This window comes from Cystobacter fuscus DSM 2262, from assembly GCF_000335475.2.
In the GTDB taxonomy this organism is placed as follows: domain Bacteria; phylum Myxococcota; class Myxococcia; order Myxococcales; family Myxococcaceae; genus Cystobacter; species Cystobacter fuscus.
On record NZ_ANAH02000014.1, the window covers coordinates 179,192 to 200,211 of the forward strand.

General features: G+C 69.3%; 17 protein-coding genes. 6 read left to right on the top strand and 11 right to left on the bottom strand.

Going from position 1 to position 21,020, the window contains the following annotated elements:
* The first annotated feature begins 224 nt into the window (after positions 1-224).
* Entirely contained in the window at positions 225-1,094 is an 870-nt protein-coding gene (locus tag D187_RS24620) for a fatty acid desaturase family protein (RefSeq protein ID WP_002625920.1), read from the top strand.
* Positions 1,095-1,164: 70 nt separating this feature from the next.
* A complete protein-coding gene (locus D187_RS24625) occupies positions 1,165-1,485 on the top strand; it encodes a transcriptional regulator (protein ID WP_002625919.1) in 321 nt (106 codons plus the stop codon).
* An 89-nt stretch (positions 1,486-1,574) separates the two neighbouring features.
* On the opposite strand, the gene D187_RS24630 is transcribed toward D187_RS24625, so the two are convergent.
* The 3 genes from D187_RS24630 to D187_RS24640 form a co-directional block, all read right to left on the bottom strand.
* On the bottom strand, positions 1,575-4,064 hold the full coding sequence (locus tag D187_RS24630) for a sodium-translocating pyrophosphatase (protein ID WP_043431347.1): 2,490 nt from the start codon (positions 4,062-4,064) through the stop codon (positions 1,575-1,577).
* A 235-nt stretch (positions 4,065-4,299) separates the two neighbouring features.
* A complete protein-coding gene (locus D187_RS24635) occupies positions 4,300-4,806 on the bottom strand; it encodes a hypothetical protein (protein WP_002625917.1) in 507 nt (168 codons plus the stop codon).
* A gap of 75 nt (positions 4,807-4,881) precedes the next feature.
* Positions 4,882-6,225 (bottom strand): short-chain fatty acid transporter, encoded by a 1,344-nt coding sequence (locus tag D187_RS24640; protein ID WP_002625916.1) that lies wholly within the window; start codon positions 6,223-6,225, stop codon positions 4,882-4,884.
* 263 nt (positions 6,226-6,488) lie between these two features.
* On the opposite strand from D187_RS24640, the gene D187_RS24645 reads away from it, so the two are divergent.
* The 3 genes from D187_RS24645 (at position 6,489) to D187_RS24660 (ending at position 10,332) form a co-directional block, all read left to right on the top strand.
* Positions 6,489-6,803 (top strand): type II toxin-antitoxin system RelE family toxin, encoded by a 315-nt coding sequence (locus tag D187_RS24645; RefSeq protein ID WP_002625915.1) that lies wholly within the window; start codon positions 6,489-6,491, stop codon positions 6,801-6,803.
* 361 nt (positions 6,804-7,164) lie between these two features.
* Complete coding sequence (locus D187_RS24655; protein WP_245591810.1) at positions 7,165-9,009, top strand: serine/threonine-protein kinase; 1,845 nt, start codon at positions 7,165-7,167, stop codon at positions 9,007-9,009.
* Between the two features lie 15 nt (positions 9,010-9,024).
* On the top strand, positions 9,025-10,332 hold the full coding sequence (locus D187_RS24660) for an ABC1 kinase family protein (protein ID WP_002625911.1): 1,308 nt from the start codon (positions 9,025-9,027) through the stop codon (positions 10,330-10,332).
* Positions 10,333-10,362: 30 nt separating this feature from the next.
* Here the strand turns inward: D187_RS24660 and D187_RS24665 are convergent, their stop codons facing one another.
* Positions 10,363-10,770 carry a response regulator gene (locus tag D187_RS24665; protein ID WP_002625909.1) on the bottom strand — a complete coding sequence of 136 codons (408 nt, stop codon included), beginning with the start codon at positions 10,768-10,770 and terminating at the stop codon, positions 10,363-10,365.
* Between the two features lie 539 nt (positions 10,771-11,309).
* Here D187_RS24665 and D187_RS24670 point away from each other — a divergent pair.
* Positions 11,310-11,993 carry a response regulator transcription factor gene (locus D187_RS24670; RefSeq protein WP_002625907.1) on the top strand — a complete coding sequence of 228 codons (684 nt, stop codon included), beginning with the start codon at positions 11,310-11,312 and terminating at the stop codon, positions 11,991-11,993.
* Between the two features lie 12 nt (positions 11,994-12,005).
* On the opposite strand, the gene D187_RS24675 is transcribed toward D187_RS24670, so the two are convergent.
* The 7 genes from D187_RS24675 to D187_RS24705 form a co-directional block, all read right to left on the bottom strand.
* On the bottom strand, positions 12,006-13,028 hold the full coding sequence (locus D187_RS24675; RefSeq protein ID WP_002625906.1) for a methyltransferase: 1,023 nt from the start codon (positions 13,026-13,028) through the stop codon (positions 12,006-12,008).
* Positions 13,025-13,843: a tryptophan 2,3-dioxygenase family protein gene (locus tag D187_RS24680; RefSeq protein WP_002625905.1), complete on the bottom strand. Its 819-nt coding sequence runs from the start codon at positions 13,841-13,843 to the stop codon at positions 13,025-13,027. Before D187_RS24680 ends, D187_RS24675 begins: the two co-directional genes overlap by 4 nt.
* A 74-nt stretch (positions 13,844-13,917) precedes the next feature.
* Positions 13,918-14,295, bottom strand: a complete 378-nt coding sequence (locus D187_RS24685) for a response regulator (RefSeq protein ID WP_002625904.1) — start codon at positions 14,293-14,295, stop codon at positions 13,918-13,920.
* Positions 14,288-17,218: a response regulator gene (locus tag D187_RS24690; protein WP_002625903.1), complete on the bottom strand. Its 2,931-nt coding sequence runs from the start codon at positions 17,216-17,218 to the stop codon at positions 14,288-14,290. Before D187_RS24690 ends, D187_RS24685 begins: the two co-directional genes overlap by 8 nt.
* A 3-nt stretch (positions 17,219-17,221) precedes the next feature.
* Positions 17,222-18,385: an FIST signal transduction protein gene (locus D187_RS24695; RefSeq protein ID WP_002625902.1), complete on the bottom strand. Its 1,164-nt coding sequence runs from the start codon at positions 18,383-18,385 to the stop codon at positions 17,222-17,224.
* A 36-nt stretch (positions 18,386-18,421) separates the two neighbouring features.
* The gene (locus D187_RS24700; protein ID WP_002625901.1) at positions 18,422-20,230 is read right to left on the bottom strand and encodes a cytochrome c3 family protein; all 1,809 of its coding nucleotides are present in this window, start codon (positions 20,228-20,230) and stop codon (positions 18,422-18,424) included.
* Positions 20,231-20,444: 214 nt separating this feature from the next.
* A complete protein-coding gene (locus D187_RS24705) occupies positions 20,445-20,828 on the bottom strand; it encodes a hypothetical protein (RefSeq protein WP_002625899.1) in 384 nt (127 codons plus the stop codon).
* Positions 20,829-21,020 lie beyond the last annotated feature (192 nt).

Below are 21,020 nucleotides of genomic sequence, written 5' to 3' on the forward strand. Positions count from 1 at the left end.
GTAGTCCGTCCAGATCTAAAAGTCGAGAGAAGAAGGGAAGATTGTTGTTACTCGAACAGTACGGGGATGACTTCCCGTGCGTCGAGAGTTGCCGGGACAGGGCTCTAGGGAGCGACTTCGAGCCTTTTCGGTTCACGCACGGTACAGTCCGCGCGGTTTTTCCACCCTCTCACCCTTTTTCGAGGAGGCATCCTCTGCTTCGCTATACCGCCGATCGCCGTACCGTGGCCTACCTCGCGCTCGCCGTGGGCCTTTCCATCCTGCAGTGGAACCTGGATCGAGTGTACCCGGTGCTCTACGCCCTGGGCCTCTTCATGGGGGTCACGGTGGCGGTCATCAGCCACAATCACAACCACCTGGGTATCTGGAAGTGGCGGCCGGCCAACACGTTCACCAACTACGTGCTCGCGCTCTACTACGGCACGCCGACGGTGGCCTGGGTGCCCACCCACAACCAGACGCACCACAAGCTGAACTTCGCCGAGGGTGACACCTCGCGCGGCCCCAAGTTCTTCAAGAAGAACCACCTGCTGTCGCTGCTCGTCTACCCCACGCTCACGGGCCTGGAGCAGGCGCCGGAGATCTCCGCCTACATGAAGAACCTGTACCAGCGCGACAAGAAGGCCTTCGCCTGGGCGTTCTCCGAGTTCGTCGTGTACTTCGGCACCATGGCGGTGTTGCTGGTGCTCGACTGGCGCAAGGCGCTGCTCTTCTTCGTCATCCCCCAGCAGTTCTCGCTGTTCATGATCCAGGTGTTCAACTACGTGCAGCACATCGAGGTGGACACGGGCAGCGCCTGGAACCACTCGCGCAACTTCGTCTCCCCGGTGCTCAACGCGCTGCTCTTCAACAACGGCTACCACACGGTGCACCACCAGAAGCCGGGCGTGCACTGGTCGCAGACGCCCGCGCTGCACGCCGAGCACGCCCACAACATCCACCCCGAGCTGCTGGTGAAGAGCTGGTGGGGCTTCATGTTCAGCACCTTCATCCTGCGGCCCTTCCTGCCCGCGCGCCCGCCCACCTTCAACCCGTCGTCGTCCTCGGCCGCGTCGGCCGCGTCGGCGTCCATGGCCGGGGCGGAGACGACCTAGTCTCCCGAGGGGGGCCCGGTCCCCGAGGCCAGGCCCCGTGCCTGGCTTCTTCCCTGGAAGGTCCTGGCGCATGACCCGAGAGTTCGTTCCGCCCCCCCGGGGCGTCACCGTCCGCGGAGCCCTGGAGGCGGAGCTGGCCTCGGCGCCCGAGACGGGCCTCACCGCGAAGGAGCTGTCCGGCCTCGTGGGCATCTCCGAGAAGGACGTGGCCGGCCACCTGGAGCACCTGGAGAAGTCCCTCAAGGCCGGAGGGGCCGCGCTCACGGTGCTCCCCGCCGAGTGCGTCGCGTGTGGTTATGTCTTCCGCGACCGCAAGCGCCTGTCCCGGCCCGGTTCCTGCCCGGAGTGCCGCTCCACCCGCATCGATCCGCCCGCCTTCCTCATCCGCTGAGCCCCAAAAGCGAAGCGGCGGGAAGCCCCTGGGGGCCTCCCGCCGCTCGTGTCACCCAGGCGGGGCCGCTCAGGCCCCGGGGCCGGTGACTAGGCCGTCTTCACGTCCGTCTTGGGCGTCTCGCCGACGAGGGCGGACATCGGGGTCTCGATGCGCATGCCGTAGAACGAGCGGTACACGAACACGAAGGACACCAGGAAGAGGACGGCGGCGATCACCTGGGTGAGGGTGCCCTGGCCGGCCTGCTTGAGCTCCACCGCCAGCTCCACGGCGAGCAGGCCGAAGAGGGTGGTGAACTTGATGACCGGGTTGAGCGCGACGGAGGAGGTGTCCTTGAAGGGGTCACCCACCGTGTCACCGACCACCGTGGCCGCGTGCAGCTCCGAGCCCTTGGCCTTGAGCTCCACTTCCACCAGCTTCTTCGCGTTGTCCCACGCGCCACCGGCGTTGGCCATGAAGAGCGCCTGGTACAGACCGAAGATGGCGATGGAGATGAGGTAGCCCACGAAGAAGAAGGACTCGAAGCAGGCGAACGCCAGCGTGCTGCAGAACACGCCGAGGAAGATGTTGATCATCCCCTTCTGCGCGTACTGGGTGCAGATGGCCACCACGCGCTTGGAGTCCTCCACGCTCGCCTTCTCCACGCCCTCGAGCTTGATGTTGGCCTTGATGAACTCCACCGCGCGGTAGGCGCCCGTGGACACCGCCTGCATGGAGGCGCCGGAGAACCAGTACACCACGGCGCCGCCGGCGATGAGGCCGAGCAGGAAGGGCGCGTGCAGCAGCGACAGCTTGTCCGTGTTGGCCGGGTCGAGCGCGCGCAGGCCGTCGGTGCCCGTGGTGATGCCCACCAGCAGCACGATGATGGAGAAGATCATCGTCGTGGCGCCCACCACCGCGGTGCCGATGAGCACCGGCTTGGACGTGGCCTTGAACGTGTTGCCCGCGCCGTCGTTCTGCTCGAGGAAGTCCTTGCCCTTGTCGAAGTCCGGCGTGAAGCCGAAGTCCTTCTGGATCTCCTGCTTCACGTTGGGGACGTTCTCGATGAGCGACAGCTCGTACACGCTCTGCGCGTTGTCCGTCACCGGGCCGTACGAGTCCACCGCGATGGTGACCGGCGCCATGCTCAGGAAGCCGAAGGCCACCAGACCGAAGGCGAACACCGCCGGGGCGATCATCAGCGTGCTCGGGATGCCGAGGCTGAAGTAGTACGCGCCGGCCATGAGCAGCATGATGATGATGCCCATCCAGTAGGCCGAGAAGTTACCGGCCACCAGACCCGAGATGACGTTCAGGGACGCGCCACCCTCGCGCGACGCCGTCACCACCTCGCGCACGTGGCGGCTGTTGGTGGAGGTGAAGACCTTGATGGCCTCGGGGATGATGGCGCCCGCGAGCGTGCCGCACGTCACGATGGCGCTCAGGCGCAGCCACAGCGTGTTGTCTCCCGCCAGATCCGGGATGAGCAGCCAGGACACGAGGAACGTCACCACCACGGACACGCCCGAGGTGAGCCACACGAGCACCGTGAGGGGCTTCTCGAAGTCCATCTGGTCGGCGTTCTTGTACAGGCCGCCCTGGATGATGCCGTTGATGAAGTACGAGGCGAGGCTCGCGAGCACCATGGCGCTGCTCATCATGAAGATCCACACGAGCAGCTGCGCCTGGTACTGCACGGGCACCGCCAGCAGGATGAAGGTGATGAGCGCCACGCTCGTCACGCCGTAGGTCTCGAAGCCGTCCGCGGACGGACCCACCGAGTCACCCGCGTTGTCACCCGCGCAGTCGGCGATGACGCCCGGGTTGCGCGCGTCGTCTTCCTTGATCTTGAAGACGATCTTCATCAGGTCCGAGCCGATGTCGGCGATCTTCGTGAAGATACCGCCCGCGATGCGCAGCACGCTCGCGCCCAGCGACTCGCCGATGGCGAAGCCGATGAACACCGAGCCCGCGTAGTCCGCCGGAATCACCAGGAGGATGAGCAGCATCAGCAACAGCTCGACGGACACGAGCACCATGCCGATGGAGATGCCCGCCTGCAGGGGGATGGCGTAGGTGGGGTAGGGCTTGCCGCGCAGCGACGCGAAGGTGGTGCGGCTGTTGGCGAACGTGTTCACCCGGATGCCGAACCAGGCCACGCCATAGCTGCCGGCGATGCCCATCAGGCTCGCCACCAGGATGGCGATGACCTTGAGCGGCTCCAGGTGGCGCAGGAAGCCGAAGTACACCACCATCACCGCGCCGATGAGCACCTCGAGGATGAGGATGAGCTTGCCCTGGGTGACGAGGTACGTCTGGCACGTGGCGTAGATGAGCTCGGAGATCTCCAGCATCGCCTTGTGCACCGGCAGGCGGCGCAGCGCGGAGAACTGGAGCACGCCGAACACCAGGCCCACGATGCAGATGGCGATACCCACCATGAGCAGGGTGGCCCCGTTCACCGAGCCACCCAGGAAGGTGACGGAGCGGAAGTCCGGGAGGATGAGATCCGCCTCGCTCGCGCGGGCGGTGCTGCTGGCCAGTACCGCCAGGAACCCGAGGATCCTGGCTGCCTTGGCGGAGAGGGATGTGGGAATCATTCGATGCAACTCCTCAAAGCTCATCTCGTGGCGCGTGGCGCTCCCCGCCAGCGCGCGCTGATGAAGAAAACGTGAGAATCGAGGGGTTGGCCGCCCGCGGTGGGTCATCTGAAGTCCCCCCCCGCGAACGCTTCAGCTCAGCCTCGCCCTTCAAGGACGGAGAGCACGCCTTGAAGGCGGCCCGCGTGTACCACGTCCCCGGGAGGAAAGTCGAATTCCAGGAGAGGAGTGATGATTACAGTACCTTCACATTGAAGGTCTTGAGCACCTGCTCGCCACGCAGGATGGAGACGGTCCAGTCTCCCGCCTTGCTCAGGCGCACGCCCGTCCACTGCCGGGCCCGCCAGCCCTCGCCCTTGACCTTCACGTCCTTGGTCTCGCGCACCACGTTGCCCTGCTTGGTCTGCACCATCAGGTCCTCGACGGAGTCGCCCTGGGGCACCAGATAGGACTGCCACACCATCACCGAGGTGTTGGCCTTGACGCCCTCGGCGGGCACCTCCACGGTGCACTCGAACTTGCTGGGCCCCTCCTTGCCCACCTCGGTGCACAGCTTGGCCTCCACCAGCACCGGGCCCTGGCCCTGCGCCTTGTAGAAGTAGTTCCAGGTGTCACGCACCGCGTCGGCCGACGGCGCCTTCACCGGCTCGGCGGCGGGAGCCGGAGCCGCGTCCTGCGCCATCGCCCCACCGCCCCACGCCATCAGCGCGCACATCGCCAGCTTCTTCAGGGTGCCTGCCATGTTGTCCTCCCCCATGTTCGGGTGTCCCGGCGGTGTCTAGCACAAGGCAGACCCGCGCTGGACAACCCCGCTTGCTCAACCCCAGACGAAAAAGGCGAGGGTGACGAGTGGCAGGTAGAAGACAAAAGCCACCAGCAGAAAGCCGAGGATGTCCTTGAAGTCGAGCCGGGCCACCGCGAGCAGCGGCAGGGCCCAGAAGGGCTGGATGAGGTCGGTGGCCATGTCCCCCCAGGCATACGCGAGCACCACCTTCTCCGGCGCCACGCCGAGCGTGCGCGCGGCCTCCAGGAGGTAGGGCGCCTCGATGGCCCACTTGGAGCCGCCCGAGGGCACGAAGTAGTTCACCACGCCGCTGTAGAGATACACGATGGCGGGGAAGGTGGCCGTGGTGGACAGCGACACGAAGAGCTGGCCGATGCGCTCGGTGAGGCCGGTGGCCTTGAAGATGCCGTAGATGCCCGCGTAGAGCGGGAACTGCAACACGATGCCGTGCAGCACGCTCGCGGCCTCCTCGCTCGCCTTGAGCAGCCGCGCGGGCGTGCCATGCAGCAGCACCGCCAGGGTGAGGAAGAGGAAGTTCACCGCGTTGAGGTTGATGGCCTTCCAGCCCCCGCCAAGCCACAGCGCGCGCGCGAACCACACCACCCCCAGCACGCCGAACACCGTGGAGAGCACGGGCGCGTAGTCCAGCCAGAGCGCGGGGCTGTTGCCCACGGGCCGCTCGGGCGGCTCGAAGTCCTGGAAGCGCTCGAGCACCTTGGGGTCCACCCGCACCGCGCGCTCGGGGCTGGGGTGCAGCGCCCAGGCCAGCAGCGTGAGCCCCGTCACCACCGCCGCGGTGAGCCCGAGGTTGAAGGGCGACAGCAGCGTGCGCTCGATGGGGATGAGGCCCAGCTGCTTCTCCAGGAAGTGCCCCGGCGTGGCCACCAGCAGCGGGGCCGAGGCGGACAGGCCCGCGTGCCACGTGGCCCCCAGGCCGAAGTACGCGCACGCCACGAGCAGCCGGTAGTCCACCTCGGGCCGGCGCCGCGCCACGAAGCGCACCAGCATGGCGCTCGCCACCAGCGACAGGCCCCAGTTGAGGTAGGCCAGCCCCATGGACACCATGGCCATGAGCACCACCGCGCTCCTCGGTCCCCGCGCCAGCCCCGCGAGCCACTCGAGCAGCGCGCGCACCGGACGGGTGAGCGCCAGCAGGTAGCCGGTGAACATCACCAGCGCCATCTGCATGGAGAAGCTCAAGAGCTCCCAGAAGCCCGCCCCCCACGCGTCCAGCACGCGCGGCGCGGGCGTGTCCGTCCACCCCACCGCCAGCCCCATCGTGAAGAGCGACAGCAGCACCGCGATGGCGAACGAGCCGGGCACGTAGCGCGCGGAGAAACGGCCGAGCGCCTCGGCGATGCGAACGAGGGTTTCCACGTGACGTCGAGCTCCCAGGGAAGGATTCGGAGGGTGTTCCCACCCCCCTCCTCGTCATCTGAGCACGGTTCAGCGGGCCTTCCGAGAAATCCCCTCCGCGGGGGGGCTCGCGCCGCCGCGCCGCGTCTGGCGTCCCGTGGACACTTCCGGGCGCGCGGATGTCCTCCGGTCATCCAAACAGGCCGTCCACAAAGTTGCAGGTGTCCGGCAATGCGCAACCCCCCCCTTGTCGCGCTTGGGGACAATGGCCACTTGGATTGGCAATGGCCTACCGCGTCCATATCCCCGTGGAGTTGTGGAGCACCCTCAAGGCGCTCCCGCCCGCGCTCGTCGAGCAGGTTCATCGGCGCCTGGATGGCATCGCCCAGTTGGCCGAGGTGGCTCCTCCGCTCAACCCGCTCTGGTTGAAGCTCGGCGCCACCGATCGGCCCCTGTTGCGCTGCATCGTGGACGGCCACGCGCTCCTCTACGAGGTCGACGAGTCCTGCCGCACCGTCTCCGTGCTCGATGTGGAGCTGGAGGAGACCGAATCGCTCTTCCCGGGCGCGGACTCGTTCTCCGCGCGCGAACACCACTGACGCGCCCACGAGGCCCCGCCTCGACTCCGCGCGTGCGCTCCGCACCGCTCCTCGTGTGAGGGGTGGTGCGTTTCGCGTTCATCCCGTCCCAGGTTTCCTCCCGTGTGATCGTCCGGTACGAGGGGCTGACGGTTGAAACGTGTCATCCACCGGACGGGGGATCGGAAAGACAGCAGGAATTACCGGGCGACTTTGGCTTTATTTACATCCTCGTCCGCCTGCTGACGGAGCAGGGCTCCGTCAGGGGCGAGGAAGCCGCCGACGTCCTGTCGAGGGGAAGCACGCCTGAGCCCAGGTGGGAGCCTGGCCGCCGAGACTCCCTCCGTCCCTCGGCATGAACATCGCAAGGATGGGTGTTCGCGTGGAACTCAATTCCCAGTCACCGTGCTCCTGTCCGGCGCCTCATGAGGGCGCGGAATGCCCCACGTTCGTCCCCGCGTCCATGCCCACGCTGCCGCCCAAGGCCGAGCGCGGCGGGGAGCTGGTGGGTCAGCGCTTCGGCAGCTTCCGGGCGATCCGCGAGCTGGGCCGCGGCGGCATGGGCACGGTGCTGCTCGCCGAGCACGTCCTCATGCCCAAGCGCGTGGCGGTGAAGGTGCTCCACAGCCACCTCGCCGAGGAGCCGGAGCTCGTCGCGCGCCTGCTGGCCGAGGCGCGGGCGATGAGCCTCGTGCAGCACGAGAACGTCGTCACCATCTACGACCTGGACACGCGCGACGGCCGCCCGTACGTCGTCATGGAGTACCTCGAGGGGCAGAGCCTCGCCGCCTTCGCGCGCGGCCCCATCGAGCCGGCGCTCGCCGTGGAGCTGCTCACCCAGGTGTGTGACGCGCTCGGGGCGGCGCACGCGCGCGGCATCGTCCACCGCGATCTCAAGCCGGCCAACATCTTCCTCGTGCCGGGCGCCCAGGGCCGCCAGCGGGTGAAGCTGCTCGACTTCGGCATCGCCAAGCGGCTGGCGCGCATGGAGGGCGAGACGCCCACGCGCACGGGGGTGCTGCTGGGCACGCCCGAGTTCATGGCGCCCGAGCAGTGCAGCGGAGAGGCCGTGGACGCGCGCACGGACCTCTACGCCGTGGGCGTCCTCGGCTACCTGCTGCTCACCGGCCGCGTTCCCTTCTCCAACGAGAGCACCGCGGCGGTGCTCGTGGCGCACCTGACGCAGAAGCCGGTGCCTCCGCACGAGGTGCGCCCGGGCGTGTCTCCGGCGCTCTCCGCCGTGCTGATGCGCGCGCTGGCCAAGCGCCCCGAGGAGCGCTTCACCACCGCCGCCGAGCTGCGCGCCGCCCTGGAGTCCGCCCTCAAGGCGGCTCCGGCGCCCGTGGCGCCCGCCCCCGCCGCCTTCACCGCGCGGGTGCCGGGACCGAGCGCGCGGGACTACCCGGCGGAGCGGGTGGGCCGCGCCGGCCTCTTCCTTCGCTGCGCCGGGACGCCGCCCCCGCTGCGCTCCGACGTGTCGCTCGTGCTCCAGTTGCCGGGCGGGGAGTTGCCCTGTGTCGGCCAGGTGGTGCGCCACGTGTCGGCCGAGCAGGCCCGGGCGTGGAACATGGCGCCGGGCTTCGGCGTGGAGCTGCGCGACGCCACCCCCGCCTTCCAGCAGCGCTTCTCGCGCCTGCTCACGGGGACGCCTCCCGCGCCCCCGGCGCCCACGCCGGATGATCCGCGCGCCGAGGTCGTGCTGCGCGACTTCCGCCAGCGGCTCCAGGGGGACCGGTACGCGGTGCTGGGCGTGCCGCGCGACGCGGACGCCGACAGCGTGCGGGCCCACGCCCGCGAGGCGCGCGCCCGGCTCGAGTCCCTGCTCTCCCTGCCGTTGTCCGACGCCCAGCGCACCTTCGCTCAGCGCGCGCTCGCCCGGGTGGCCGAGTGCCTCCAGGTGCTGGGTCAGCCCGAGCGGCGCGTGGAGTACGACGCGGAGCTGCGCAACGTGAAGGGCGTGATGCGCTGCCTGTCCGCGGGGCTCACCGTCACCGCCCTGGAGGCGTGCCGCCGCCGCTACTTCGAACGCCACCCCGAGACGGAGGGCCACTCGCTGCTGCACATCGCTTCCGGTGAGGCCTACCTGTCGGCCGGTCGCATGTCCGAGGCACTCGCCTGTTACGAAGCCGCCCTGCGCGCGGATCCCCTCCACCTCGAGGCCCTCAAGCGCTGGCATGCCCTCCAGGCGAGGATGCGCCACTCGGCGGAAGCCATCGCATCCCGTTAGGATGCGGGTCCTGCCATGGCTTCCAATCCCCCCGACGACGACAAGCTCCCCACCCAGGGCCGGTTCACCCGCTTCCGCAAGCTCGCGGGCCTCTCCGCGCAGCTCAGCGCGGACGTCCTCAAGAGCGGCGCCAAACGGCTCGTGGGCCAGGATCCGGAGCTGCTCAGCATGTCCGCCGCGGAGAAGCTCGTCACCACGCTCGGGGAGATGAAGGGCGCGGCGATGAAGATCGGCCAGGCGGTGGCCATGGACACGGAGATGCTCTCGCCCGAGGTGCGCCAGGTCATCGCCCGGTTGCAGAACGAGGCGCCCCCCATGCCCTACGCCCTGGTGGAGCGCGTCATCCGCGAGGAGCTCGGCGACGCGCCGGAGAAGCTCTTCCGCGAGTTCTCCCAGACGCCGCTCGCCGCCGCCTCGCTCGGCCAGGTGCACCGCGCCGTGCTGCACGATGGCCGGCCGGTGGCCGTCAAGGTCCAGTACCCGGGCATCGCCGAGACGCTCTCCGGGGACATGGACAACCTGGGCCTCGTGGTGAAGACGGTCTCCAAGGCGTCGAAGCTCGCCGACGGCACCGCCTACTTCCGCGAGCTGCGCGACGAGATGCTGCTGGAGACGGACTACCTGCGCGAGGCCGCGCTGTGCGCCTCCTTCGCCCGGAGCGCCGAGCGCCTGCCGGACCTCAAGGTGCCCGAGGTCATCACCGCGCTCACCACCGGGCGCGTGCTCACCCTGGAGCTGCTGCGCGGCCGCACCCTCAAGGACTGGGTCGTCTCCCATCCCTCCGCCGAGGAGCGCTACCGCGTGGCGCGCCAGCTCATCCTCGCCATCTACGGGCCCTTCTTCACCGTGGGCGACCTGCACGCGGACCCCCACCCGGGCAACTTCATGGTGCTCGAGGATGGACGCCTGGGCGTGCTCGACTTCGGCTCCATCAAGCGCTTCAGCGCGCACTTCGTGGATGCCAACCGGCGCATGTTCCTGCACGCCATGCGCAAGGAGCCCATGGACATCCTCGCCCTGAGCCGCGAGGTGGGCTTCACCTGCGAGCTGCCCGACGACGAGGGGAGCGCGCTCATCCAGGAGGTGTTCCAGATCGTCGGCCGGCCCATGCGCCTGGCGCCCTACGACTTCGCCACCTGCTCCATCACGCGCGACTTGCGCTCGCACTTCACGCGCAACGCGCCCCGCTTCCTGAAGATCCGTCCGCCCGCCGAGGCGGTCATGTTCTTCCGCTCCACCGGGGGGCTCGTGCAGAACCTGCGGCTGGTCGGCGCGGAGGGCGACTTCACCCGGGTGTACCAGGAAGTCGCCGCGCTCCTTTGAGCGCGCCGGGCCGCTCGGGGGCGCGCGGGACTAGCGCGCGCTCGCCGCGGGCAGCCGGCTCTTCTTGTAGATGCTGATGAGCTTGCGGGCGAGCGACTCGCCCTGGACGCTCTTGGAGATGTAGCCATCCGCGCCCGACGCCAGGGAGAGCGAGCGCAGCCGGGCCTCGTCCGAGGCCGAGTAGAGGATGAAGCGCGTGGTGGACGGCGCCTGGTTGCGCGCGAGCGCCAGCACCTTGTCCCCGCTGAGCGCCGGGATGTTCACGTCCAGCAGGACCAGGTCCGGCATCACCGTGCGCACCAGGTTGGACACGCCCAGCGAGGAGCGGTGGGTGCGGATCTCGAAGCCGTAGGCGTGGAGGGTGCGTTCGACCAGCATGAGCTGGTCGACGTCGTCGTCCACCACCAGCACGCGGATCTTGTTCTCGATCTCGGACATGGGCTCCCTTTCGGAGACTGTTCGGAGATGGGACTCTTCCCCAAGAGGCAGCGGGGGGCTGCGCACCCGAACAATACTGCTCCGTCAGCGATCAGGGAGGTCCAACCCTCCCGGAACTCGCGCCGGAGGCCAGAAATCGGACGCCTGTAACCCCGTCAGGCAAGTAAATCAAGCAAGAGCTTCCAGGAATGAACCCGGTCGGGGACGGACGGCCAGGAAGCGTCAGGCCGGGCGGTGGGCCGCGCGGCGCCCAATGACAACCATCCCGGGAGGTCCGTCGTCGGCCCTTCTCGGCTCTTCATTGGGGCGGGGCGATGGGGCGATTGGACTCGAGGACAGTCTCCCGCGCCGGTCGCCGCGCCGCTCCTCGGCGAGGCGTTCACCCACGGGCGTGCGAGATGCTCGTCGCACGAGACTCTGGGCGCTACACAACAGGTCCATCCCGCACGAGGGGGGCGGTCGCATCCCGGGTGGTAGAGTTCAAGTCGACCGTGGGTATTGCCGAGCGGGCGGGGCCAACCTCAGCGAGGAGTCACATCATGCGGGAACGGATTCGGGTCGGCATCCTGGAGGATCAGACGGTTCTGCGGGAGAGCCTGGTGGCCCTCTTCGAGGGCTCGGGCATGGAGGTGTGTGCCTCGGGCGGGGACGTGGAGAGCCTGCTCGCCCAGATGCAGGACAAGCCGCTGGACGTGGCCATCGTGGACCTGCGCCTGGAGAACCCGGGGAACTGGGCGGTGGACAATGGCCTGCGCCTGGTGGAAGTGCTGCGCGAGCGCTACCCCCACACCCGGTCGATCGTGTTCTCCGCCCATCGCGAGGCCTCCCTGCTGGAGCGCTGCTTCCAGGCGGGAGCGGCCGGCTACCTGTGCAAGCTCAACGCGAGCGGCGCGGCGCTGCTGTCCGCCGTCGAGCAGGTGGCGCGCGGGGAGAGCCTCGTTCCCCCGGAGCTGGTGAGCCTGAACCCCGGCGCTTCAGCCTCCCCACTGGAGCGGCTCACCCAGCGCGAGCGCGAGGTGCTGGAGTTGGTGGCGGCCGGCTCGGACAACCTCCAGATTTCCGCGCGCCTGGGCATCACCGAGCGCACCGTGAAGGCCCACGTGTCCAACCTCTACCGGAAGATGGGCGTGCAGAACCGCGTGGAGATGGCGATGATCGCCTACCAGAGCGGGTTCGCCCGGCCGCCGCCGCCGCAGCAGCAGCAGGCCGAGTTCCCCAAGTAGAGCCAGAGCGCCTCAGGGCCGCAGGGCGGTGACGAGCTCGAAGGGGCCGGGAAGGACGCGCACCTCGCGGAAGCCCGATGCCGGGAGGGCGCGCGTGTAGAACGCGACGTCGCGCAGCCGGCTGCCGCACGAGTCCACTCCCATGAGGAAGTAGGACCAGAAGAACTGGGCGGCGAGCCGCTCCGGGGTGCGGAACTCCTCGCAGATGAGGACGCGGCCGCCCGGAGGCAGGGCCTCGAAGGCGGCGCGCAGCAGGGCGTGCGCCGTGTCCTCGGGCCAGTCATGGAGCACGCGCACGAAGGACAGGGCGTCATGGCTGTTGGGCAGGGGCTCGCGCAGGAAGTCCCCGGCCACGAAGCCAAGCCGACCCTCGAGTCCACGCGCCCGCCGGGTGCGCTCCACCAGTGGCTCGCACGAGGGCAGGTTGTAGACGTCCACGCGCAGGTCGGGCCGGGCCTCCAACAGGTGCGCCGCGAGGCTGCCATCGCCGCCCCCCACGTCCAGCAGCCGCGTGCCCGCGGGGAAGAGGGCGTCGGCGTGGGCGCGGAAGGTCTCCACGATGGGGCCGAGCCCCGCCGCCATGCTGGCCTCGAAGCCGGCCACCTGCTCGGGCGTGCGCGGAGGCCAGTCGAAGGCCTCGCGGGACACGCTGCGCTCACCGCGCAGCACCTCGGGCAGATGGCCGTGCAGCTCGTGCCAGGCGTACCTCTCCCGGTCTCGTTCCAATGAGCGGGGACCCAGCACGGCCTCGGCCGCGGCGCGCAGGCCCGGTACCGCCGCGTAGCGTGTCTCCTCGCGCGCGTCCGGGGTGGGCTCGCGCCGCACGAGCCCCAGGCTCTCCAGGCAGTCGAGGAACTTGTCCAGGCGCGCGGGCACGAGGCCCTGGCGCTCGCTCAGGGCCGCGAGCGTCACCGGCCCCGGCTCGAGCGCGTCGAGCAGCCCCAGGCGCAGCGCCGTCTCCACCACGTCCACGGCCCGCGCTCCGTTGAAGAGCAGGTGCAGCAGGGCGCGAGGCCCGGGGAGCGGCTCGCTCATGGGACACCCGCTCCGCTCGCGTCCCGGGGCGCCCCGGGCGCGTGGCCGCCCTCGCGCTGCCAGGTGGCCGTCATCTCCACGCGCACCCGCCACAGCGCGGGGAAGAGGGGCTGGGTCATGCGTCCGGGCAGCACCCGCGTGGGCAGTCCATCGAGCGCCTTCACCGTGGCGTCCACGCCGATGGTGCGGCGCACGAGCTGGAAGTGCGTGTACAGCCAGTGCTGCCAGGCCTCGTCGTAGTCGAGCAATTGTTCGCACACGCGCTTGAGGTCGGGGTAGCGGGACGTCGCGTACACGTCGGCGAGCCGCGCGTCGCGCCGTCGCAGCAGCCGCTCCAGCGCCTCGTCCAGACCCCGGGCGGCGACGCTCACGGCGTTGTAGCCCGGCGACTCCTGTCCGCTCCCGTTGCCGAGGCTGCGGCGGATGATCTGATAGGTGTCCGGGGTGAGGGTTTCCAGCACGCCCAGCTCCGCGGCGAGCACGCGCGCCATGCGGGGCAGGCGCTCCAGCCGCGCCGAGGCCTCCCAGAGGGCATTGGCGTCCAGTTCCTCCACGGCCTCCACCGACTCGTGGGCGAGCAGCTTGAGCCACAGCTCCTGGGACTGGTGCACGGCCTGGAAGAGCAGCTCGTCGGGGCTCACCCGCTGGGCGGGGGGCGTCTGGAGCGCGAGCAGCTCGGGGGTGCGCACGTACTTCTCGTAGTCCAACTCGCCCTGGCCCACCCACTTCTTGAGCAGCGGGTTGAGCCACGGGCCCTGCAATTGACGCCTCAACTGTTCGGCGGCGCTGACGACGACCTCGGGGATCTGTTCCATGCGTCCTCCTGGGGGCATCCGGGACAGGGGCCCCTTTCGAGGACACGTCCGCCTCGGACAGGAGCCTGGGGGACCTATCCGCGGAAGGCGTTGAGTTTCTGGATGAGTTCGGCCCCTTGAATGCTCTTGGAGAGATAACCATCCGCGCCCGCGGCGAGAGCCAGGGAGCGCAAACGGGACTCGTCCGTTGCCGAGTACAGGATGAACTTGGTCCCCTTGGGAGCGTACCGGCGTGCCAGGGTGAGCACCTGGTCGCCTTTGAGGGCGGGGAAGTTCACGTCCAACAACACGAGATCCGGCTCGCCCTGGCGCACCAGGTTGGACACGCCCAGGGCCGAGTCGTGGGTCTGCACGTCGAAGTGGGGAGCCAGGGTACGTCGGACGAGGTCCAGTTGATCCGGATCATCGTCCACCACCAGGACGCGGGCCCTGGTGGTGATGCGCTCATCCATGGGTCTTCCCCAAATGCTTGCGAATGGTGTCGAGGAGCACCTCGCGATCCAAGGGTTTGGTGAGATAGGCGTCACAGCCGGCGGCGGAGGCCTTCTCCTGGTACTCGCGTCCGGCGTGGGCCGTCACGGCGATGACGGGGACGCTGGCCACGGCGGGCACCTGGCGCAGGCGCCGGGTGGCTTCCCAACCATCCACGCGGGGCAGGGACAGGTCCATGAGGATGAGGTCCGGCACCTCGCGCGTGGCGCGCTCCACGCCCATCTCCCCGTCCTCGGCCTCCAGCACCTCGAAGAGGCCGCCGAGGTAGCGGCGGACGATGTCGCGGTTCTGCGGGTTGTCCTCCACGTAGAGGATGCGCGGCTGGCGGTTGGCGCGCTGGGCGCTCTGCTTGAGCAGCAGCCCCTTGGCCTGGCCGATGACGTCCTCCAGCGCGTGGCCGCCCTTCTGCACGAAGCCGGCGAAGCCGTCGCGCAGCACGGCCTGCTCCTCGGCGGTGAGCGACTTGCCGGTGAGCACCACCACGGGCACCTGGAGCTTGTCCGCGCGCATGCGGCGGATGACCTCGAAGCCGTCCAGGTTGGGCATCATCAAGTCGAGCACCACGAGCGTGGGCGGGGAGACGCGCGCCTTGAGCAGGGCGTCCTCGCCGTTGTGGGCCTCGTGGGTGGAGAAGCCCGCGCGGCGCAAGGAGCGGCTGACGAGCTCGCGCGTGGAGGCGTCGTCGTCCACCACGAGCACCTCGCCGGCGCCCGCGGCGCTGCCGATGCTGCGGCGCACCACCTCCACCAGGTGATCCGGCTCCACCGGCTTGACGAGGTACTCGCACGCCCCGAGCGAGAAGCCCCGCGCGCGCTGCTCCTCCACGGAGATGATGATGACGGGGATGCGCGAGAGATCCGCCTCGCCCTTGAGCGTGGACAGCACGCTCCAGCCGTCCAGCCGCGGCAGGTGGATGTCCAGGACGATGGCCTGCGGGCGCAGCTCGCGCGCCTTGCGCAAGGCCTCCATGCCGTCCGAGGCCGTCACCACGGTGAAGCCCGAGGGCTCGAGCTGGCCGGCGACGAGCTGCTGCACGAGCACGTCGTCATCCACCACCAGCACGGTGCCCCCGCGCATCATGGGGGTCAGCACGGCGCCCACGTCCTCGGCGGCCACGGGCTTGTCCAGCTCGCGCGACTGGCCCAGGGACTCGCCCTCGAGCACGCCCGCCAGCCGCACCGTGAAGGTGGTGCCCCGGCCCAGCGTGCTCTCCACCTCCACGCCGCCGCCCAGTATCTTGCTCAGCTCGCGCACGATGGCGAGCCCCAGGCCCGTGCCGCCCACCTTGCGCGTGGTGGAGCCGTCCACCTGGCGGAACTTCTCGAAGATGAAGGGCAGCTGGTCCGGCGGGATGCCGATGCCCGTGTCCTCGACGACGAAGACGGCCTCGTTGCCCTCGGCGCGCGCGGTGAGCGACACCTCGCCCGACTCGGTGAACTTGGCCGCGTTGGACAGGAGGTTGAGCAGTATCTGCCGCAGCTTGAGCGCGTCCGTGCGCACGTGGGCCACGTGCTCGTCGATGTCCGTGCGCAGCTCCACGTCCTTGCCCTTGAGGTACTCCTTCACCGTGGCCGTGCACTCCTCGGCCAGCTCCGCCAGGTCCACCCGCTCCACCACGACCTCGATACGGCCCGCTTCGATCTTCGACAGGTCGAGGATGTCGTTGATGAGCGCCAGCAGCGTCTGCGCGTTCTTCTTCACCACGTTGAGGTCGCGCCGGCCGTGGGCGGTGAGCCGGCTGCCCTCCTCGCGCATGAGCAGGTCGCAGTAGCCGATGATGCCGTTGAGCGGCGTGCGGATTTCGTGGCTGAAGTTGGCGAGGAACTCGCTGCGCAGCCGGAAGGCGCTCTCCGCCTCGCGCGCCCGTTCCTCCTCGTTGCGCTTGGCGGCGGCGAGCTCCGTGGCCAGCCGGTCCAGGTCCTCGTTCTGCTGACGGATGAGCTCCATCTGCAGCGCGCGCTGCTGGTAGCTGGCGAGCGTGCGCGCGGACACGGCACGGCTCTTCTGGAGCTCCTCGAGGTTCTCGGCGAGGCGCCGGTTGGCCGCCTCCAGCTCCGCCTTGGAGCGGCGCAGGCTCTCCTCGGCGGCCTTGCGCTCGGTGATGTCCTCGGTGATGCCGAGCACGTAGCGCGCCCGGCCCGAGTCATCCAACAGGGGCAGCTTGCGCGTGGCGTAGACGCGATCCTGCCCGCCCGTGCGCGCCACCTCCTCGAAGGTCTTGAGCTTGCCCGTCTCGAGGATTTCCGTGTCGATGGTGACGAAGGAGTCGGCCTGCTCCTTGGGGAAGTAGTCGTGGTCGAGCTTGCCGAGCAACCACTCCTTGGTCACCCCGAAGGCGTCGGCGAAGGTGCGGTTGACCACGCGCAGCCGGCGATCCTCGCCGTCCTTCACGAAGAGGACGAAGGGCAGGCTGTCCACGATGCGCTCGAGCAGCCAGCGCGAGTGTTCCTGCTCCTGCTCGGCCTGCTGGTGCTGGCGCCGCTCCTGGGCGCGCTGGAGCTCCCGGCGTACCACCGGCCCAATCAATCCCAGGCGGTCCATCTCCAGGTAGCTGCTGGCGCGCACCTGCTCCAGGGCCGACTGCATCTCCTCCTCGTCCCAGACCGCCCCGACGACGAGCAGCGGCAGCAGGGGATGGCTCTCCTGGATGAGCGGGGCGGCCTCGCGGAAGGTGAGCCCGGGCAGGCCCGGGCCACACACGGCCACGTCCCACTCGCGCTCCAGCGCCACCTTCAACGCCTCGGGGGTGGCGGGGTGCTCGGAGGAGACCTCGAGGTCCGAGCGCCGCAGGGCCTCGAGGATGCGGGCGCCCTCGGGCGCTCCCGCCAGCAGAAGCAACTTCAGTGTCCTGGTGTCCGACACGGCAGGGGGCGGAATGCTCATCCGTCAGTTTTCCCCGAACGCCAAGACCGTCAGCGTCGTGTTGATGTGAAACCCCGAGTAGAGCTCGAAGTGCACATTCATTCCAGCCGCTGTGGGAGCGTGACGCAAGGAGTCCGCGATGCCGCCGACCGCTCCGGTTGCCTGGGCGTACCACATGCGGCCGCTGCAATGGAAAAGCAGGGTGGCGCGGGGGTTGAGCACGCGGCGGGGCAGCTCTTCCTGGAAGAAGGCGCGCGTCATGCCGGCCAGGTCCCCGGCCTTCATCAGCTCCAGCTCGGTGCCTTCCTCCAGGAGGTTGGCGAAGAGGATGGAGTCGTCGGGCAGGACCTTCCAGGGGGCGCGGATGAAGTACTCACGGCCCACCTTGAGGGCGGTGGGGTGCGCGGCGAAGCCCCGGGGCTTGCCGAACTCCAGATCCTCCACCGACACGCCCAGCATCTCCGCGTAGCGCCGCGCGGCCGGCTTGCCGTCGATCTCCAGGGCGCGCGTGGCGCTGTCGTCCACGCGGGTGATGGTGAGGCGCTCGCCCAGCGGCTGGTACCAGTGGGAGCGCAGGGCGGCCCAGGGCGCGCTCGTCTTGAAGAGCGCCACCAGCACGCTGTCCGTGGTCACCTCGCCGTCCACGTGGAGCTGGGCGGACTGGCTCTGGGGATCCGGATCGGAGTCGGCGGCGCCGCCGCCCACGAGCATCAGCGCCTGGTTCTTCTCGAGCAGGCCGAGCAGCAGCTCTTCCTTCTTGTAGCGAAAGCCGTCATCGATGACGAGGCCCACGTACCGGCGCGTATCGATGTCCGACTGGCGCACGCCCAGCTCCTGGGCGGCGCGCTTCATGGCCATGGCGCCCGCGCTCACCGCGTCCACGGACAGGCCGGTGCCCAGCCCCAGCCCCACCTCGAAGTCCCCCGAGAGCGCGCCCATCACGACGCTGCCCGAGTGGATGCCGTGGTTGTCCAGCTCGCCCGCGGTGGTGGCGCCCACCAGGCGCGTGCCTGGGGGCAGCCGCTCGCGCACCGCGCGGTTGAGGGCGAGCTGATCCCGCTCGCGCGAGGCGAACAGGGTGACGAGCCGGGGGGTCTCGCCACCTTCGAGCTGCCGGATGAGATCCTCTGCCACGGCAACCGGTTCCACCAATGTGCTGCGCGCCGTCTGCATCTTCACTCGAGCCAACCAGGACCTCCCGCGGGGGCAGTAGGGCAGTGCGGCCTACAGGTTACTGCCTGGGTGGGTTTTGTGACAGCTATCCGTGCATTGCTGGAAGGACTCGCGGCCGCCGCCCACGTACATGCTCTCGATGGGACCGAACTGTTGCACGTGCGTGTCCGGGTAGCTCTTGTGACAGGACAGACACGCGGCCTTGCTCGTGCGCTGGATGCCCTCGGCCTTCAGGTGGCACTTGTCGCACTGCTGCAGGGGCGAGTCGTAGCGGCCCGAGCGCGAGTGGATGAAGTGGGTGCGCACGGCGATGGGGCCCTCCAGCTCGAAGCCCAGCGGGGCATGGCAGGCGTTGCAGCCGGCGCGGTTGTCATTGGCGTGCAGCACCTTGACCAGCTCGCCGCCCTCGCTGTGGCAGCTGTTGCACGGGCCGGTGGTGAGGTTGGGCTGGGTGGGCTGCGCGGACTCCACCTGGATGTTGATCGTCTTGCTGAAGGGGATGTCCTCGCCCAGGTAGACGCGGCGGCCCTTCACCGTCACCAGGTAGGTGCCGGGCTCGGCGTTGGCGGGCAGGGTGTACGTCCAGGTGTCGCTCACGGGCGCGTCCCAGCCGCCCTTGTCCGGGAAGAAGGCGCCGCCGAACAAGTCGTTGGCGGGCGGGAAGGTCTGGAACTGCGCGAACACGCCGTCGCGCTCGAGCGTGCCCACCGTCTGCACGTCGTCGGCGCCGAAGAAGGCGTCCAGGTCCACGATGCTGCGGATGGGTTGGATCTTCTGCGCGGGGCCGATGATCTGCGTCATCAGCATGCGCTCGCGGTGCTTGCGCAGGTAATAGGTGGTGGTGGGCTCGAAGAAGGCCCGGTAGTACTGCAGGCCGGAGTCGACCTGGCCCGAGGAGTACTCCTTGTAGGTGGGCAGGCTGCCCTGGGGGTGCAGGCGCTTGCCGGCCCCATCGCGCAGGGTGAGCTGGAAGGTGATGCTCGCGCCGGCCGCGTAGGTGCCATTGGCGCGCGGCGGGGTGAGGGCCTTGATGTCCACCGAGGCGCCGTAGGCGTAGGCGGGCTTGTCCTCCTGCTCGATGGGGATGGTGTAGTAGTCCACGCCGGCGCGCATCGTCCAGAACAGGCGCAGGGCGCGGGTGTTGCGCGTGAGCGTGAAGGGCGTGGCGCCGGTGCGCGCGTTGCGCACCTCGACGAGGGCCTCCTCGGTGAAGTTGCGCGCGGTGGAGCAGTCACTCACGCTCTTGCAGTCGGCGGTGGTCTGCACCGCGCGCAGTCGGCGGATGAAGAAGTCGTCGGTGGGCTGGCGGCGATCCCCCCGGCCGATGTTGAGCAGGATGGGGCGGCCGGTGGGGCGGCCCCACCCATCCACGGGCAGCACCGTGAAGACGCTCGTCTGCTCCATCCACTGCGCCTGCCGGTAGAAGCGGCGCCGGGTGTAGGTGCCGTCCGCGTTGGGCAGGATGATGGGCTCCTCGTCCGCCTGCTTGAGTCCCTGCCAGGGCAGTTGTGCGAAACGGCCCGTCCGGCGCAGCCCGTCCACGCCCTCGTCCCGGGTGGACTTCACCACCTCGCGCACGTCGATCTGGTTGATGAAGAAGCTCTGCCCGGCCTTCACCCGCAGCGGCTGGACCTTGCCGGGAGGCAGGCCCTCGTAGCCCACCTCGAGCGCCAGGGGGATGGGCTTGGAGCCCCCACGCGCCACCTCCCGCGCGTCCTCCCCGGTCTTCCCCGCGGAAGTCACCTCGGAGGCCGCCGCCGGTCGCGCGAAGCCCGCCCCCCAGAGGAACGCCACCAGCCCCATGCCGCGCAAAAGGACAGACGCGTGCGACGGCACGCCCAGTGCTATCTGACCGCTCATGGCGGACCCTCTTTTCCCAGTAGGGGTGGCGGGGGCCACCCGTCCAGCCTTGGTTCTCGCGCAGACCCTCGCCCGTCCCCACCCAGCCCAGCGCCCCACGAAATCCCGTTCATTTCCCTATTTCCGGGAACACGAAGATTCGCGTCTGAACAGATTAGAGCGGTTTTCCCTTGGGATTTCAACTTCTAAGGGAATTATTCACAGTGCTGAAAAGTCATTTTTCTGACCTGGCATCGAGCCAGGGGGCGAGCGCTCGGCGGGTCGGTCCGGACAGGAGGGCCTCCCGGTTCATGCGCTCCAACTCCAGGTAGAGCTGCTCGGTGGACAGCCGCGAGAGATCCACCCGCACGGGGACGGGCTGCAGGGGGGGTGGGGGAGGGAGCGGGGGACGCAGCTTCCAGCCCAGGCCGTAGCCGAGGAGGAATCCCGCCCCGCTCAACAGGCCCGCGAGTACTCCGAGCGCGGTGGGGGGCAGGCTGTCCAGGGGCGGGAGGTCCGGCCACCCGGCGGCGAGTCCCAAGGCGGCGAGGGTGGTGGGAACGAGCGCGAGCAGGCCCACGCCCGCGAACAGCGGGCGGCTTGAGTGACGCGGCGGCATGGGTTGGTCTCCCCCTCAGCGTCTCCCGAGGGTGGAGTCGCTGGTTCTTTCCAACTTGGTCGTGCGTACTCGGCCAGGAAATCACCCTCGTGGGATGGCGCGCTGTCCGTTAAAGGACAGGGTTCGTGCGCTCCGGGTCCGCGCCGGAAGCTCCCTCGGGGGCTCCAGAGAATGGCCCGGAGGGTGTCGGGG

Coding starts and splice junctions, on each gene's coding strand:
- D187_RS24645 (WP_002625915.1), top strand. CDS start 6,489: ATGGCCTACCGCGTCCATATCCCCGTGGAGTTGTGGAGCACCCTCAAG.
- D187_RS24705 (WP_002625899.1), bottom strand. CDS start 20,828: ATGCCGCCGCGTCACTCAAGCCGCCCGCTGTTCGCGGGCGTGGGCCTG.
- D187_RS24675 (WP_002625906.1), bottom strand. CDS start 13,028: ATGAGCGAGCCGCTCCCCGGGCCTCGCGCCCTGCTGCACCTGCTCTTC.
- D187_RS24685 (WP_002625904.1), bottom strand. CDS start 14,295: ATGGATGAGCGCATCACCACCAGGGCCCGCGTCCTGGTGGTGGACGAT.
- D187_RS24635 (WP_002625917.1), bottom strand. CDS start 4,806: ATGGCAGGCACCCTGAAGAAGCTGGCGATGTGCGCGCTGATGGCGTGG.
- D187_RS24625 (WP_002625919.1), top strand. CDS start 1,165: ATGACCCGAGAGTTCGTTCCGCCCCCCCGGGGCGTCACCGTCCGCGGA.
- D187_RS24660 (WP_002625911.1), top strand. CDS start 9,025: ATGGCTTCCAATCCCCCCGACGACGACAAGCTCCCCACCCAGGGCCGG.
- D187_RS24700 (WP_002625901.1), bottom strand. CDS start 20,230: ATGAGCGGTCAGATAGCACTGGGCGTGCCGTCGCACGCGTCTGTCCTT.
- D187_RS24630 (WP_043431347.1), bottom strand. CDS start 4,064: ATGATTCCCACATCCCTCTCCGCCAAGGCAGCCAGGATCCTCGGGTTC.
- D187_RS24665 (WP_002625909.1), bottom strand. CDS start 10,770: ATGTCCGAGATCGAGAACAAGATCCGCGTGCTGGTGGTGGACGACGAC.
- D187_RS24690 (WP_002625903.1), bottom strand. CDS start 17,218: ATGAGCATTCCGCCCCCTGCCGTGTCGGACACCAGGACACTGAAGTTG.
- D187_RS24670 (WP_002625907.1), top strand. CDS start 11,310: ATGCGGGAACGGATTCGGGTCGGCATCCTGGAGGATCAGACGGTTCTG.
- D187_RS24680 (WP_002625905.1), bottom strand. CDS start 13,843: ATGGAACAGATCCCCGAGGTCGTCGTCAGCGCCGCCGAACAGTTGAGG.